Source organism: Endozoicomonas euniceicola (genome assembly GCF_025562755.1).
Taxonomy (GTDB): domain Bacteria; phylum Pseudomonadota; class Gammaproteobacteria; order Pseudomonadales; family Endozoicomonadaceae; genus Endozoicomonas_A; species Endozoicomonas_A euniceicola.
Window position 1 is genome coordinate 3,777,689 of record NZ_CP103300.1, and the last position, 16,991, is coordinate 3,794,679.

Consider the following 16,991-nt stretch of genomic DNA (forward strand, 5'->3'; position numbering starts at 1 on the left):
GAGTCAGATAGGTATCAGAGGCGCAACAGATGAGACGTCCGGGTACTCCGTAGCCTTTGGCGGCCATTGTTACATAAATAAAGTGTTTCATAAGCCGCGCCGATCAGCACGAACTCCTTTCTCAGGATCTTCAACGAAGTCATGGACACTCACATGACCCGCTTTAGCCGGGAGCCAGACAGGCCCCTGAAGCGGACTGCCAGCGTTTATTAACAGGATTCAAGCGTAAGACCGGAAGTCTGCCCGTTTGTAAGGGTTTGTCCGGCCGTTAGTCCGATCCCCTGTTGCTCATGCTGGCTCTTATATAAGCCTTAATTACGGAGCACTCGATGTCCGATACTGAAACCGTTCCTTCCTTTGCGGAAATGCCTCTTGCCCCTGCAGTGATCAAAGCTGTACAGGATGTTGGTTACGAAACCCCTTCTCCGATCCAGGCGCAAAGTATTCCTCATCTGCTAGAAGGTAAGGATTTGCTGGGTCTGGCGCAGACCGGTACCGGCAAAACCGCCGCGTTTGCTCTTCCTCTGCTGTCTCGCGTAGACACTAAGAAACGTCACCCGCAGATTCTGGTGCTGGCACCCACCCGTGAGCTGGCGATTCAGGTGGCGGAAGCTTTCCAGCGTTATGCCCGTCACATGCCTGGTTTCCACGTACTGCCGGTTTACGGTGGTCAGGATATGCGCGGTCAGCTGCGTGGCCTGCAACGTGGTGCCCAGGTCATCGTAGGTACTCCGGGACGTGTGATGGATCACCTGCGTCGTGGTTCCATGAAGCTGGACGATCTGAAAGCGATCGTGCTGGATGAAGCCGACGAAATGCTGCGCATGGGCTTTGTTGATGATATCGAATGGATCATGGAACAGACCCCCAGCGAGCGTCAGGTAGCCCTGTTCTCTGCCACCATGCCACGCCAGATTCGCAAAATTGCCGATACCCACCTGACCGATCCGGTCACCGTTGAGATCAAATCCAAGACGGCTACCGTCGATACCATCACCCAGAAAGTGTGTATGGTCAGTGGCTATCACAAGCTGGACGCCCTGACACGTATCCTGGAAGTCGAACCTTTCGACGCCATGATCATCTTCGTGCGCACCAAGACGGCTACCGTTGAACTGGCTGAAAAGCTGGAAGCCCGAGGTTTCTCTGCCGCTGCCCTCAACGGCGACATGTCTCAGGCACTGCGTGAAAAAGTGATCGACCGTCTGAAGAAAAGCTCTCTGGATATCCTGATTGCCACCGACGTCGCGGCTCGTGGTCTGGACGTTGAGCGTATGTCTCACGTGGTCAACTATGACATTCCTTACGACACCGAAGCTTATGTACACCGTATTGGTCGTACCGGTCGTGCCGGTCGTCAGGGTACTGCCATCCTGTTTGCCACTCACCGTGAGCGTCGTATGCTGCGTGCTATCGAGCAGGCGACTCGTCAGCGTATCGACGATATGCGTCTGCCTTCCATGCGTGACGTACGTGACATGCGTATCCGCCAGTTCAAGGAAGACGTTACCAAGTCTCTGGAGCTGGGCGAAGAGAAGCTGGCTGATTTCCGTAACATCGTCAACGAGCTGATGACTGAAGGCGAAATGAGTCCGGAAGACCTGGCGGCGGCCCTGTGCTTTATGGCTCAGAAAGAACGTCCGTTCCCGGACGGCAAAGAGCCAGAGCGTCAGCAACGTCAGCGCCGTGAGCGTGATGATCGTCGTGGTGAACGTGGTGACCGTCCACGCCGTGATCGTCGTGAAGACAACGAAGGCATGGTTCGCTACCGTGTTGAAGTGGGTCGTGAGCAGGGTATTAACCCGGGCGACCTGGTGGGGGCCATTGCCAACGAAAGCAAGATTCCCGGTAAGAACATCGGTCATATCCGCCTGTTCGAGCGCTGTTCTTCCATCTACCTGCCAGAAGGCATGGACGATTCTACGCTGGCTTCCCTGAAGCAGGTGAAGGTTCGTAACAAGCCGCTGGAAATGAGTGTATGGATTGACGATGGCAGTGTCCGTGAAGAACGTCCACGCCGTCGCCGTCGTGATGGTGAATTCCGTCGTGACCGTGACCGTCGCAGCAATGCTTCCCGCAGCGCTTCACACAACAACCCTTCCCGCAAGCCACGTCAGCGTGATCGTGAAGATCGTTCATAAGCTTGACGTTTAATGCCTGAAAAGCGGACGCCTGAGAGATTGGGCGTCCGCTTTTTTTATCCTTTCTAATTGAGTGGCAAAAGCGCAAAATAGCCAGACACTAACCCCTCATTGACATCCTCCTCGCCGTAAACGACGAGGATTCCTACAGCTAGACGGCAATGCCCTGCCGCAGTGCATCCCTTACCAGTAGCGGGACACACCTCATTCGCTTTCTTGCCCTACGGTTAAGATTGTCGAGTAAACGACACGGGCAAAAAACGGAGGTAATTTAGTTTTTTACTTTCCTGTCTTGGCAGCGTAATCGCTAAAACATCCAAGACAAAAAAAGATAGTACAGAGAGCTTGCTTTGCAAGCTGAACTTACATCCCCTCACTAAAAGTAAGGGGTTTTACGTTTGAAGTGATAACCTTCTAATAATAACGAGGAGACACTACCCATGATTCGTTTGTACGGCTCTGGTCAGGCACGTTCATTCCGTGCGCTTTGGGCGCTGGAAGAAGCTGGACTCGATTTTGAATACCACCATGTCAAAATTGGTCAGTCTGATGAAGGAGGCAGCCGTCACCCCTCTTATCTGGCCTTGAACGCTCAGGGCAAAATCCCCACGCTGGTTCATGATGATCTGGTATTAACAGAAAGTGCCGCAATCGTTAACTATATCGCCGCCCTGGCACCTGAAAAACAGCTTATGCCATTTGATGATCATGCACTGCGGGCAAAATACGATGAGTTTTGTTTTTTTGTCCTGTCAGACCTTGAGCAGCCTTTATGGACGACAGGTAAACACCGTTTTGTTTTGCCGGAAGCCTATCGCGTAGAAGCGGTTTTCAATACGGTACAGTGGGAGTTCAAACGTTCCCTGAAGGCGCTGGATCATTACATGGATGATCAGGAGTTCGCCGTTGGCAATCGCTTTACCTGTGCCGATATTCTGCTGGCCCAGACCATCAACTGGGCTCTGCGATTTGGGTTTGATGTGCCTCAGCCGTATCAGGAATATCGGGAGCGGCTTTATCAAAGGCCAGCATGCCAGAGGGCTGTAAAAGCAGTGACTTCGAAATAAAACGCTCGACTTCTTTACCTCGGGGCCTTGCCGCCCGGCTTGCCCCAGACGACTAGCATTTGCAGAAATAAGCACTAGTGCCTATTTTCTAATTCTCTCCTTGCTTTAACGCCAAGAAAGTTTTGTATAGCGGTGAAGCCTGAGTGATAGAGGTTATTAAGCCACTACTGAATGTTTTATCCCTATTGGCGTTGTGGGTGACATAAAGCAAAAAATTATTAACCATTTCTAATTTCAAATGGCACTTAAAATTAAATTACACAAGTTGATGGCTTGTTGCGTGATTTGTATCTGTCTTCAGGCAACTACCTGTCCTGCTGCCGGTAAGAGACTTATCCGGTCAGAGGAAGGTATACCCTCTATCATCGATTCGGTTGATGGAAGGGATCACATTGTTCTTGCTGGAGACTCTATATTTGATTGCTTTTTTTGGAACCGGGTAATGTCCGGCACTGTCGGGCAATGGTTGAATGCAATATTCAATTACGACAATGCCCTGTTAAAAAGCAGGCTGCGTGTGCTGGTTAACGGCAGATATTTTGAGCCTGCCGTGGAGGGGATAGTTCAGGCTCTGAGGAATGGAGACCGTGTGCTCATTGATACCAGATCAGATGAAGATATTTTAAATGGTGTACAACCCGATATTCAGGGGCAAAGCACAATAGATGACATACTCAAGGCTTTGCTTAAAGGGGTTAGAAATGGAGAGCGCATTATAGTCGATGACAGGTCAGTAGAGGAAACCATGGCAAGTGACATCATCAGTGCCTTTGCTGAAGATGGCATGATAACCGTACCTGATGAAGACCCACTGTTTAATGACTATATAGGGAGGCGGGAAGAGTGTGGTATAGCCTATGACTCTATCAGTCCCCAGTCTGCGCGGTTGAAGCCATTTTGTCATGTAACCTGTCCTCCTTCTGCAGAGGAGGGCAGGCAAACCGGGGAGCCACGGATCGATGATTGTCAGGGGGCTGTTGGAGGGATGCCGTTACAAGAGCGTGACGAATCATCCCAGTCTGAAAACCAGCCAAGACCCTTAATACAAGTCGATGTAAGGACGGGTGTAGAGGGAAGCTATGTATTTGTGAGTGCGGGTGGAAACGACCTATTGCAGAATATTGCGAGCTCTTACACGATTATTCCCAATTTGCAGGCAATTGCCCGACGTTATCGGGAACTGGGTGCCAAAAAAGTTATTTATGTCATTCCTTATAATATGGGGGGTAAAGAAAATCCCGATATTTGGTATTCTATTTTGTCTAACGGTATTAACGCTGTCAGGTCTGTGGTTAAGACCTTTTTTTTAAATAAATTAGCTCCTGAGGGTTACGATGCCGTCATCGACTTATCGGACTTTGATGACAGACACCGCAGGGCCCAGCGTTATATCCCGGAGCCAACACCATTGGGGGCTTTGGAAATAGCCTGGCGTATTGCCGGAGTGTTTCGGGAACTTAGCCAGGCTGACCAGGACATGGGTGCTACAGCAGCAAATAATGTTAATAATTTTCCGTGTGTTTCAAGCTCTCGTTCGGAAGAAGCAGGCTCCAATAATACTGATATACCGAATGGGGGATGCACTAGGTGATGAAAGCACAAATATTGTTTTAATCGTCTATACTCACGCCAAAATAACCTGATAGCCCAATTCTAATGATTGCAAAATGGGCAAAAAATAACGCTCCAGTCTTTGTGTTTTCAAAAAAAAAGTTGGCAGTGGTGTTTCTGCTGTGGCTGGCTGTCATGGTGGACAGTGCCCGTGGAGAATGGGTAACACCAGCTTCTGTACATCAGGGCGGGATTGCCCATGTTGCTTCAAGGCTCTGGCTTCAGCAACAACCCATGCTTAAATCCGCTATGGATGAAAAAGTCGCGGTTTCAAAAAGATCGGCAGCGGTGGTTATTCTGGTAGAAGACGACGGTTTTAGTGTACTGACCACTGAGCCGGTAGTTTTCACATGGCAGGATGCGTGCAATGCCACCGCACTTTCCGACATGACCCGGCATCTGCGCTGCCACGACCCCAATGCCCTGCTGACCGGGTTAAGAGCCACACTGCAGTTTAGTCACAGCGGGGAGTCTGTGCAGGTGACCGGGTTTGCCTCGGTTTTGCAGGTGCAGACCACCGGGGGAACAGACCTGACCATTGCTCCCTTTCAGGGGGATATCTCTGTCCTGCCAGAAAAACAATATGAACAACAGTACAGAGCCATTCTGGAGTACCTGTCCCGGCAAAGGAGAAAGTCTGAAGAGATAGGCCGGCGAACAAGATGCTGGACAAACGCCATGTCAAGGTTAGCCCCTGAAAAACCGGACGAAGTGTTAAGGCAGGAGCAGAAAATAAAGGAGCTGCGAGCGCCTGTCAGGTTCCACTACTCACTGGCACACCGTTCGGCCCTGCAGGATGAAACGTTCTGTTTTTTTACGAACAAGATGGAGGGAAGAAAAGTTGTGTTGACTCCCGACAATAACCTTTCTGCCTGCTCCCCTGTTTCTCTGCCATCGGGGAGCATGGTTGACCTGTCCAATGGTTCCAAAAGAAATCCTCCACCCGTTGATAAGCCAGCAGCTACGAAGAGCAAAAAAAGAAAACTCAGCACCAGTAATAGTGAGAGCCCGCAGAGTGTCACAAATCCGCAGACCGAGGGTTATCCCGTGATACCGGATATCCTCATAAAACAGGAAGAAAATGTCATTGAATTTGGTGAAAGAAAAGTCTTGACAAGTGCTGAACTGTTTATCATCAAGCCGGAAAGCGGTATTACCAGAAAACCGCCAGAACCGCCTTTCAAAACAAATTGCAAGATTCTGGGTGCCCCGGCATTCTGGAAACTTTTTACTAAGAAAAAGCGACAGCAACTGAAAAACAGGATATTGGAATATATTAATAAAACCAATGAAGAAAGAGAGGCGCACATCGAAGGTCTGGTCAGAGAGGTGCGGTACGAGGCAAACGAGGGCGACCCTTACCAGGCTCTGGACGGGCAAAAGCATGTGGTAGCCGCCAAAAAACTGTCCAAGGGTACTGTACTGGGACATTACCGGGGCTCTCTCTGGTTGATAGATGAGAATGCCCCGTCTCCGGAGTGTGGTACGTTAGACCAGCAAATATCCTATTCCGTTAACTGTGACTACAAAGGAGAAGAAGCCACGGATGATTGTCAGGAAATGTACTGGCTTTCAGGTTATGACGACGGCAATATTTTTTCCTGTGTTAACGACTGTACCGTCACCAGCAATGCCGACGACAATACCGGTACTGTAGAGCCAAACGTCAGTTTCATTATTGTTTATATGGATGATTTCCCCGTGGTTATGGTCGTGACAACAAAGGATATCCCGGAGGGCAAAGGACTCTGGCTGAGCTATGGAAAACCTTACTGGGACTATAAAAACGAACCGGTTGTAGTGCCCGACGGTGATGACGATCATAGCGGAGCCGGGGCAAAAAACAAAAAATGTGCGTGTGATGTGTGTGGAAGGATATTTACTAAACCCCATCACCTAAGAGACCACAAACGCACCCATACAGGGGAGAAGCCTTATGAATGCGGTGTGTGTCAAGAGAGATTTACTCAACTTGGAGGCCTCATAAGACACGGGTACCGCCACACAGGGGAGAAGCCTTATGAGTGCGATGTGTGTGGAAAGGGATTTACTCAGACCGGAGACCTCGTAAGACACAAACGCATTCACACAGGGGAAAAGCCTTATGGGTGCGATGTGTGTAAAAAAAGATTTAATCAACTCAATCACCTCATAGTACACAAACGCACTCACACCGGGGAGAAGCCTTATAAGTGCGATGAGTGTCAAAAGGGATTTGCTCACTCCAGTGACCTCACATTACACAAACGCACTCACACCGGGGAGAAGCCTTATAAGTGCGATGAGTGTCAAAAGAGATTTTCTAACCCGGGAAACTTAGCAGCACACAAACGAACCCACACCGGAGAGAGGCCCTATGAGTGCGATGTGTGTGAAAATAGATTTACTTACTCCAATAACCTCGCAAGACACAAGCGCACCAAACACAAGAACCTTCCAACAGAGCAACCGCCACAGCAATAGTCTACACTCCCACCAAAATCACCCAATAGCCCAATTCTACGGACTCCACAATGGGCAAAAAAAATAACGCTTCAGTCTTTGTGTTTTCAAAAAAAATGCTGGCAGTGGTGTTTCTGCTGTGGCTGGCTGTCATGGTGGACAATACCCGTGGAGAATGGGTAACACCAGCTTCTGTACATCAGGGCGGGATTGCTCATGTTGCTTCAAGGCTCTGGCTTCAGCAACAACCCGTGCTTAAATCCGCTATTGATGAAAAAGTCGCGGTTTCAAAAAGATCGGCAGCGGTGGTTATTCTGGTAGAAGACGACGGTTTTAGTGTACTGGCCACTGAGCCGGCAGTCTTCACATGGCAGGATGCGTGTAATGCCACCACGCATTCCGACATGACCCGGCATCTGCGCTGCCACGACCCCAATGCCCTGCTGACCGGGTTAAGAGCCACACTGCAGTTTAGTCACAGCGGGGAGTCTGTGCAGGTGACCGGGTTTGCCTCGGTTTTGCAGGTGCAGACCACCGGGGGAACAGACCTGGCCATTGCTCCCTTTCAGGGGGATATCTCTGTCCTGCCAGAAAAACAATATGAACAACAGTACAGAGCCATTCTGGAGTACCTGTCTCGGCAAAGGAGAAAGTCTGAAGAGATAGACCGGCGAACAAGATGCTGGACAAACGCCATGTCAAGGTTAGCCCCTGAAAAACCGGACGAAGTGTTAAGGCAGGAGCAGAAAATAAAGGAGCAGCGAGCGCCCGTCAGGTTCCATTACTCACTGGCACACCGTTCGGCCCCGCAGGATGAAACGTTCTGGTTTTTTACGGACAAGATGCAGGGAAGAGAAATTGTGCTGACTCCCGACAATAACCTTTCTGCCTGCTCCCCTGTTTCCCTGCCATCGGGGAGCATGGTTGACCTGTCCAATGGTTCTAAAAGAAATCCTCCGCCCGTTGATAAACCAGCAGCTACGAAGAGCAAAAAAAGAAAACTCAGCACCAGCACCAGCACCAGCACCAGTAATAGCGAGAGCCCGCAGAGTGTCACAAATCCGCAGACCGAGGGTTATCCCGTGATACCGGATATCCCCATAAAACAGGAAGAAAATGTCATTGAATTTGGTGAAAGAAAAGTCTTGACAAGTGCTGAACTGTTTATCATCAAGCCGGAAAGCGGTATTACCAGAAAACCGCCAGAACCGCCTTTCAAAACAAGTTGCAAGATTCAGGGTGCCCCGGCATTCTGGAAACTTTTTACTAAGAAAAAGCGACAGCAACTGGAAAACAGGATATTGGAATATATTAATAAAACCAATGAAGAAAGAGAGGCGCACATCGAAGGTCTGGTTAGAGAGGTGCGGTACGAGGCAAACGAGGGCGACCCTTACCAGGCTCTGGACGGGCAAAAGCATGTAGTAGCCGCCAAAAAACTGTCCAAGGGTACTGTACTGGGACATTACCGGGGCTCTCTCTGGTTGATAGATGAGAATGCCCCGTCTCCGGAGTGTGGTACATTAGACCAGCAAATATCCTATTCCGTTAACTGTGACTACAAAGGAGAAGAAGCCACGGATGATTGTCAGGAAATGTACTGGCTTTCAGGTTATGACGACGGCAATATTTTTTCCTGCGTTAACGACTGTACCGTCACCAGCAATGCCGACGACAATACCGGTACTGTAGAGCCAAACGTCAGTTTCATTATTGTTTATATGGATGATTTCCCCGTGGTTATGGTCGTGACAACAAAGGATATCCCGGAGGGCAAAGGACTCTGGCTGAGCTATGGAAAACCTTACTGGGACTATAAAAACGAACCGGTTGTGGTGCCCGACGGTGATGACGATCATAGCGGAGCCGGGGCAAAAAATAAAAAATATAAGTGCGATGTGTGTAGAAAGATGTTTGCTCGTTTCGTAGACTTCGTAAGACACAAGCGCACCCACACCGGAGAGAAGCCTTATGAGTGCGATGTGTGTCAAAAGAGATTTGTTCGTTCCGAAGAACTCGTAGTACACAAACGCACCCACACCGGGGAGAAGCCTTATAAGTGCGATATGTGTCAAAAGGGATTTGTTCATTCCGGAAACTTAGCAAGGCACAGACGCGCCCACACCGGGGAGAAGCCTTATAAGTGCGATGTGTGTAAAAAGATATTTACTCAATCCGGACACCTCAAAGTACACAAACGCACTCACACCGGAGAGAAGCCTCATGAGTGCGATAAGTGCCAAAAGAGATTTTATCGACCCGAAAACCTCGCAAGACACAAACTCACCCACACCGGAGAGAAGCTTTATGCGTGCGATTTGTGTGAAAAGGTATTTGCTCACTCCGGAAGCTTAGCAAAACACAAGCGCGCCCGACACAAGGAACCCCCAACAGAACAACCGCCACAGCAATAGTCTACACTCCCACCAAAATAACCCAATAGCCCAACTCTGATGACTCCGCAATGGGCAAAAAAAATAACGCTTCAGTCTTTGTGCTTTCAAAAAAAATGCTGGCAGTGGTGTTTCTGCTGTGGCTGGCTGCCATGGTGGACAGCGCCCGTGGAGAATGGGTAACACCAGCTTCTGTACATCAGGGGGGGATTGCCCATGTTGCTTCAAGGCTCTGGCTTCAGCAACAACCCGTGATTAAATCCGTTATGGATGAAAAAGTCGCGGTTTCAAAAAGATCGGCAACGGTGGTTATCCTGGTAGAAGACGACGGTTTTAGTGTACTGACCACTGAGCCAGTAGTTTTCACATGGCAGGATGCGTGTAATGCCACCACGCTTTCCGACATGACCCGGCATCTGCGCTGCCACGACCCCAGTGCTTTGCTGACCGGGTTAAGAGCCACACTGCAGTTTAGTCACAGTGGGGAGTCTGTGCAGGTGACCGGGTTTGCGTCGGTTTTGCAGGTGCAGACCACCGGGGGAACAGACCTGGCTATTGCTCCCTTTCAGAGTGATAGCCCGGGTCTGCCCGACCAGCAATATGAACAACAATACAGAGCCATTCTGGAGTACCTGTCCCGGCAAAGGAGAAAGTCTGAAGAGATAGATCGGCGAACAAGATGCTGGACAAACGCCATGTCAAGGTTAGCCCCTGAAAAACCGGACGAAGTGTTAAGGCAGGAGCAGAAAATAAAGGAGCAGCGAGCGCCCGTCAGGTTCCATTACTCACTGGCACACCGTTCGGCTCCGCAGGATGAAACGTTCTGGTTTTTTACGGACAAGATGCAGGGCAGAGAAATTGTGCTGACTCTCGACAATAACCTTTCTGCCTGCTCTCCTGTTCCCCTGCCATCGGGGAGCATGGCTGACCTGCCCAATGATTCCAAGAGAAAGCATTCAGTTGTTGATAAACCAGCTATAAAAAACAAAAAACGAAAACAAAGCAGCACCAGCAACAGCGGGAGCCAGCAGAGTGTCACAAATCCGCAGGCCGGGGCAATGGCTGGTCATCCCGTGAGACCGGATATCCCCATAAAACAGGAAGAAAATGTCGTTGAATTTGGCAAGAGAAAAGTCTCGACAAGCGCTGAACTGTTTATTATCAAGCCGGAAAGCGGTATTACCAGAAAACCGCCAGAACCGCCTTTCAAAACAAATTGCAAGATTCTGGGTGCCCCGGCATTCTGGAAACTTGCTACTAAGGAAGAGCAACAGCAACTGAAAAGCAGGATATTGGAATATATTAATAAAACCAATGAAGAAAGAGAGGCGCACATCGAAGGTCTGGTTAGAGGGGTGCGGTACGAGGCAAACGAGGGTGACCCCTACCAGGCTCTGGACGGGCAAAAGCATGTATTAGCCACCAAAAAACTGTCCCGGGGTACTGTACTGGGGCATTACCGGGGTTCTCTCTGGCTGATAGACGAGAATGCACCGTCTCCGAAGTTCGGTACATTAGACCAGCAAAAATCCTATTCCGTTAACTGTGACTACAAAGGAGGAGAAGAAGCCACGGATGATTGTCAGGAAATGTACTGGCTTTCAGGTTATGACGAAGGCAATATTTTTTCCTGCGTTAAGGACTGCACCCTCACCAGCAATGCCCATGACCATACCGGCACGGTACAACCAAACGTCAGGTTCATCATTGTTTATATGGATGATTTTCCCGTGGCTATGGTCGTGACAACAGAGGACATCCCGGAGGGCAAAGGGCTCTGGCTGAGCTATGGAGAAACTTACTGGGACTATAAAAACGAACCGGTTGTGGAGCCCGACGGTGATGACGATCATAACGGAGCCGGGGCAAAAAATAAAAAACACGAGTGCGATGTGTGTGGAAAGAAGTTTGCTCGTTCCGAACACCTCGCAAGACACAAGCGCACCCACACCGGAGAGAAGCCTTGTGAGTGCGATGTGTGTCAAAAGAGATTTACTCACTCCGGAGATCTCGTAAGACACAAACGCAGCCACACCGGGGAGAAGCCTTATGAGTGCGATGTGTGTCAAAAGAGATTTACTCAATCCGGAAGCCTCACAAGACACAGGCGCCGCCACACAGGGGAGAAGCCTTATGAGTGCGATGAGTGCCAAAAGAAATTTTCTCGACTCGAATACCTCGTAAGACACAAGCGCACCCAACACAAGGAATACCCAACAGAACAACCGCCACGGCAATAGTCTACACTTCCGCCGAAATCACCCAATAGCCCAACTCTAATGACTCCGCAATGGGCAAAAAAAATAACACTTCAGTCTTTGTGCTTCCCAAAAAAAGGTTGGCAGTGGTGTTTCTGCTGTGGCTGGCTGTCATGGTGGACAATACCCGTGGAGAATGGGTAACACCAGCTTCTGTACATCAGGGCGGTATTGCCCATGTTGCTTCAAGGCTCTGGCTTCAGCAACAACCCGTGCTTAAATCCGCTATGGATGAAAAAGTCGCGGTTTCAAAAAGATCAGCAACGGTGGTTATCCTGGTAGAAGACGACGGTTTTAGTGTACTGGCCACTGAACCGGCAGTCTTCACATGGCAGGATGCGTGCAATGCCACCACACTTTCCAACATGACCCGGCATCTGCGCTGCCACGACCCCAGTGCTTTGCTGACCGGGTTAAGAGCCACACTGCAGTTTAGTCACAGTGGGGAGTCTGTGCAGGTGACCGGGTTTGCGTCGGTTTTGCAGGTGCAGACCACCGGGGGAACAGACCTGGCCATTGCTCCCTTTCAGAGTGATAGCCCGGGTCTGCCCGACCAGCAATATGAACAACAATACAGAGCCATTCTGGAGTACCTGTCCCGGCAAAGGAGAAAGTCTGAAGAGATAGACCGGCGAACAGGATGCTGGACAAACGCTATGTCAAGGTTAGCCCCTGAAAAACCGGACGAAGTGTTAAGGCAGGAGCAGAAAATAAAGGAGCTGCGAGCGCCCGTCAGATTCCATTACTCACTGGCACACCGTTCGGCCCCGCAGGATGAAACGTTCTGGTTTTTTACGGACAGGATGCAGGGAAGAGAAATTGTGCTGACTCCCGACAATAACCTTTCTGCCTGCACTCCTGTTTCCCTGTCATCGGGGAGCATGGCTGACCTGTCCAATGGTTCCAAAAGAAATCCTCCACCCGTTGATAAACCAGCAGCTACGAAGAGCAAAAAAAGAAAACTCAGCACAAGTAATAGCGAGAGCCCGCAGAGTGTCGGAAATCCGCAGACCGAGGGTTATCCCGTGATACCGGATATCCCCATAAAACAGGAAGAAAATGTCATTGAATTTGGTGAAAGAAAAGTCTTGACAAGTGCTGAACTGTTTATCATCAAGCCGGAAAGCGGTATTACCAGAAAACCGCCAGAACCGCCTTTCAAAACAAATTGCAAGATTCAGGGTGCCCCGGCATTCTGGAAACTTTTTACTAAGAAAAAGCGACAGCAACTGGAAAACAGGATATTGGAATATATTAATAAAACCAATGAAGAAAGAGAGGCGCACATCGAAGGTCTGGTCAGAGAGGTGCGGTACGAGGCAAACGAGGGCGACCCTTACCAGGCTCTGGACGGGCAAAAGCATGTAGTAGCCGCCAAAAAACTGTCCAAGGGTACTGTACTGGGACATTACCGGGGCTCTCTCTGGTTGATAGATGAGAATGCCCCGTCTCCGGAGTGTGGTACGTTAGACCAGCAAATAGCCTATTCCGTTAACTGTGACTACAAAGAAGAAGGAGAAGAAGCCACGGATGATTGTCAGGAAATGTACTGGCTTTCAGGTTATGACGACGGCAATATTTTTTCCTGCGTTAACGACTGTACCGTCACCAGCAATGCCGACGACAATACCGGTACTTTAGAGCCAAACGTCAGTTTCATTATTGTTTATATGGATGATTTCCCCGTGGTTATGGTCGTGACAACAGAGGATATCCCGGAGGGCAAAGGACTCTGGCTGAGCTATGGAGAACCTTACTGGGACTATAAAAACGAACCGGTTGTGGTGCCCGACGGTGATGACGGTCATAGCGGAGTCAGGGCAAAAAACAAAAAATGTGCGTGTGATGTGTGTGGAAGGATATTTGCTCAACCCCATCACCTCAAAGACCACAAACGCACCCATACAGGGGAGAAGCCTTATGGGTGCGATGTGTGCCAAAAGAGATTTGCTCATTCCGGAAACTTAGCAAGACACAAGCGCAGCCACGCCGGGAAGAAGCCTTATGAGTGCGATGTGTGTCAAAAGAGATTTGCTCGTTCCGAAAACTTAGCAAGACACAAGCGCAGCCACGCCGGGAAGAAGCCTTATGAGTGCGATGTGTGTAAAAATAGATTTAATCAATCCGGAGACCTCAAAGCACACAAACGCACCCATACAGGGGAGAAGCCTTATGAGTGCGATAAGTGCCAAAAGAGATTTACTCGATCCGGAGGCCTCGTAAGACACAAACGCAGCCACACAGGGGAGAGGCCTCATGAGTGCGATAAGTGCCAAAAGAGATTTACTCAATCCGGAGACCTCATAAGACACAAACGCACCCACACCGGAGAGAAGCCTTATGAGTGCGATAAGTGCCAAAAGAGATTTTTTCGACTCGAAAACCTCGCAAGACACAAGCGCACCAAACATAAGGAATCCCTAATAGAACAACCGCCGCAGCAATAGTCTACACTCCCGCCAAAATCACCCAATAGCCCAATTCTACGGACTCCACAATGGGCAAAAAAAATAACGCTCCAGTCTTTGTGCTTCCAAAAAAAATGTTAGCAGTGGTGTTCCTGCTGTGGCTGGCTGTCATGGTGGACAATACCCGCGGAGAATGGGTAACACCAGCTTCTGTACATCAGGGCGGGACTGCTCATGTTGCTTCAAGTTCAAGGCTCTGGCTTCAGCAACAACCCATGCTTAAATCCGCTATGGATGAAAAAGTTGCGGTTTCAAAAAGATCGGCAACGGTGGTTATTCTGGTAGAAGACGACGGTTTTAGTGTACTGGCCACTGAGCCAGCAGTCTTCACATGGCAGGATGCGTGCAATGCCACCACGCTTTCCGACATGACCCGGCATCTGCGCTGCCACGACCCTAATGCCCTGCTGACCGGGTTAAGAGCCACACTGCAGTTTAGTCACAGTGGGGAGTCTGTGCAGGTGACCGGGTTTGCGTCGGTTTTGCAGGTACAGACCACCGGGGGAACAGACCTGGCTATTGCTCCCTTTCAGAGTGATAGCCCGGGTCTGCCCGACCAGCAATATGAACAACAATACAGAGCCCTTCTGGAGTACCTGTCCCGGCAAAGGAGAAAGTCTGAAGGGATAGACCGGCGAACAAGATGCTGGACAAACGCCATGTCAAGGTTAGCCCCTGAAAAACCGGACGAAGTGTTAAGGCAGGAGCAGAAAATAAAGGAGCAGCGAGCGCCTGTCAGGTTCCATTACTCACTGGCACACCGTTCGGCCCCGCAGGATGAAACGTTCTGGTTTTTTACGGACAAGATGGAGGGAAGAAAAATTGTGCTGACTCCCGACAATAACCTTTCTGCCTGCACTCCTGTTTCCCTGCCATTGGGGAGCATGGTTGACCTGTCCAATGGTTCCAAAAGAAATTCTCCGCCCGTTGATAAACCAGCAGCTACGAAGAGCAAAAAAAGAAAACTCAGCACCAGTAATAGCGAGAGCCCGCAGAGTGTCACAAATCCGCAGACCGAGGGTTATCCCGTGATACCGGATATCCCCATAAAACAGGAAGAAAATGTCATTGAATTTGGTGAAAGAAAAGTCTTGACAAGTGCTGAACTGTTTATCATCAAGCCGGAAAGCGTTATTACCAGAAAACCGCCAGAACCGCCTTTCAAAACAAATTGCAAGATTCTGGGTGCCCCGGCATTCTGGAAACTTTTTACTAAGAAAAAGCGACAGCAACTGGAAAACAGGATATTGGAATATATTAATAAAACCAATGAAGAAAGAGTGGCGCACATCGAAGGTCTGGTTAGAGAGGTGCGGTACGAGGCAAACGAGGGTGACCCTTACCAGGCTCTGGACGGGCAAAAGCATGTGGTAGCCGCCAAAAAACTGTCCAAGGGTACTGTACTGGGACATTACCGGGGCTCTCTCTGGTTGATAGATGAGAATGCCCCGTCTCCGGAGTGTGGTACGTTAGACCAGCAAATATCCTATTCCGTTAACTGTGACTACAAAGAAGAAGGAGAAGAAGCCACGGATGATTGTCAGGAAATGTACTGGCTTTCAGGTTATGACGACGGCAATATTTTTTCCTGTGTTAACGACTGTACCGTCACCAGCAATGCCGACGACAATACCGGTACTTTAGAGCCAAACGTCAGTTTCATTATTGTTTATATGGATGATTTTCCCGTGGTTATGGTCGTGACAACGAAGTTTATCCCGGAGGGCAAAGGACTCTGGCTGAGCTATGGAGAAGCTTACTGGGACTATAAAAACGAACCGGTTGTGGTGCCCGAAGATGAAAATGATCGTAGCGGAGGCAGGGCAAAAAATAAAAAATATGTGTGTGATGTGTGTGGAAAGAAGTATGCTCGCTTCGAAAGCCTCACAAGACACAAGCGCACCCACACCGGAGAGAAGCCTTATGAGTGCGATGTGTGTCAAAAGGGATTTGTTAAGGGAAGCAGCAGAACATAATATACCGCTGTTGGCTGTTGGCTGTTGGCTGTTGGCTGTTGGCTGTTGGCTGTTGGCTGTTGGCTGTTGGCTGTTGGCTGTTGGCTGTTGGCTTTTGGCTTTTGGCGGTTGGCTGTATGAGCAGCTAATAGCCAAAAGCCAACAGCCCGGTAAGTTATTGAATGCTGCGCCCCTAACTCCGGAAACTTGGCAGCACACAGGCTCAGACACACCGGGGAAAAGCCTCATGAGTGCGATCTGTGTCAAAAGAGATTTGCCTGCTCCAGTAACTTCGTAAGACACAGGCGCACCCACACCGGAGATAAGCCTTATAAGTGCGATGTGTGTCCAAAGAGATTTGCAGCTTCCGGAGACTTGACAATACACAGGCGCCACCACACAGGAGAGAGGCCTTATGAGTGCGATGTGTGCCAAAAGAGATTTACTGACTCCGGAAACTTAGCAAAACACAGACGCTACCATACCGGGGATAAGCCTTATGAGTGCGATAAGTGCCAAAAGAGATTTTTTCAACTCGCACACCTCGTAAGACACAAGCGCACCCAACACAAGAACCTTCCAACAGAGCAACCGCCACAGCAATAGTCTACACTCCCGCCAAAATCACCCAATAGCCCAATTCTACGGACACCACA

General features: G+C 49.6%; 9 protein-coding genes. All 9 read left to right on the top strand.

Annotated features, from left to right (window positions below; translation table 11 throughout):
• Nucleotides 1-329: 329 nt before the first annotated feature.
• Nucleotides 330-2,141 (top strand): DEAD/DEAH box helicase, encoded by a 1,812-nt coding sequence (locus tag NX720_RS15545; protein ID WP_262595717.1) that lies wholly within the window; start codon nucleotides 330-332, stop codon nucleotides 2,139-2,141.
• Nucleotides 2,142-2,581: 440 nt separating this feature from the next.
• Nucleotides 2,582-3,208, top strand: coding sequence for a glutathione S-transferase family protein (locus NX720_RS15550; RefSeq protein ID WP_262595718.1), 627 nt, complete (start codon nucleotides 2,582-2,584; stop codon nucleotides 3,206-3,208).
• Nucleotides 3,209-3,446: 238 nt separating this feature from the next.
• Entirely contained in the window at nucleotides 3,447-4,799 is a 1,353-nt protein-coding gene (locus NX720_RS15555) for an SGNH/GDSL hydrolase family protein (protein WP_262595719.1), read from the top strand.
• Between the two features lie 65 nt (nucleotides 4,800-4,864).
• A complete protein-coding gene (locus tag NX720_RS15560; RefSeq protein ID WP_262595720.1) occupies nucleotides 4,865-7,282 on the top strand; it encodes a C2H2-type zinc finger protein in 2,418 nt (805 codons plus the stop codon).
• A 50-nt stretch (nucleotides 7,283-7,332) separates the two neighbouring features.
• Nucleotides 7,333-9,675, top strand: coding sequence for a C2H2-type zinc finger protein (locus tag NX720_RS15565; protein WP_262595721.1), 2,343 nt, complete (start codon nucleotides 7,333-7,335; stop codon nucleotides 9,673-9,675).
• A 50-nt stretch (nucleotides 9,676-9,725) separates the two neighbouring features.
• Nucleotides 9,726-11,894: a C2H2-type zinc finger protein gene (locus tag NX720_RS15570; RefSeq protein ID WP_262595722.1), complete on the top strand. Its 2,169-nt coding sequence runs from the start codon at nucleotides 9,726-9,728 to the stop codon at nucleotides 11,892-11,894.
• 50 nt (nucleotides 11,895-11,944) lie between these two features.
• A complete protein-coding gene (locus NX720_RS15575; protein ID WP_262595723.1) occupies nucleotides 11,945-14,359 on the top strand; it encodes a C2H2-type zinc finger protein in 2,415 nt (804 codons plus the stop codon).
• 50 nt (nucleotides 14,360-14,409) lie between these two features.
• Entirely contained in the window at nucleotides 14,410-16,356 is a 1,947-nt protein-coding gene (locus tag NX720_RS15580) for a C2H2-type zinc finger protein (protein WP_262595724.1), read from the top strand.
• Nucleotides 16,357-16,542: 186 nt separating this feature from the next.
• Entirely contained in the window at nucleotides 16,543-16,941 is a 399-nt protein-coding gene (locus tag NX720_RS15585; protein WP_262595725.1) for a C2H2-type zinc finger protein, read from the top strand.
• The last annotated feature ends 50 nt before the right edge of the window (nucleotides 16,942-16,991 follow it).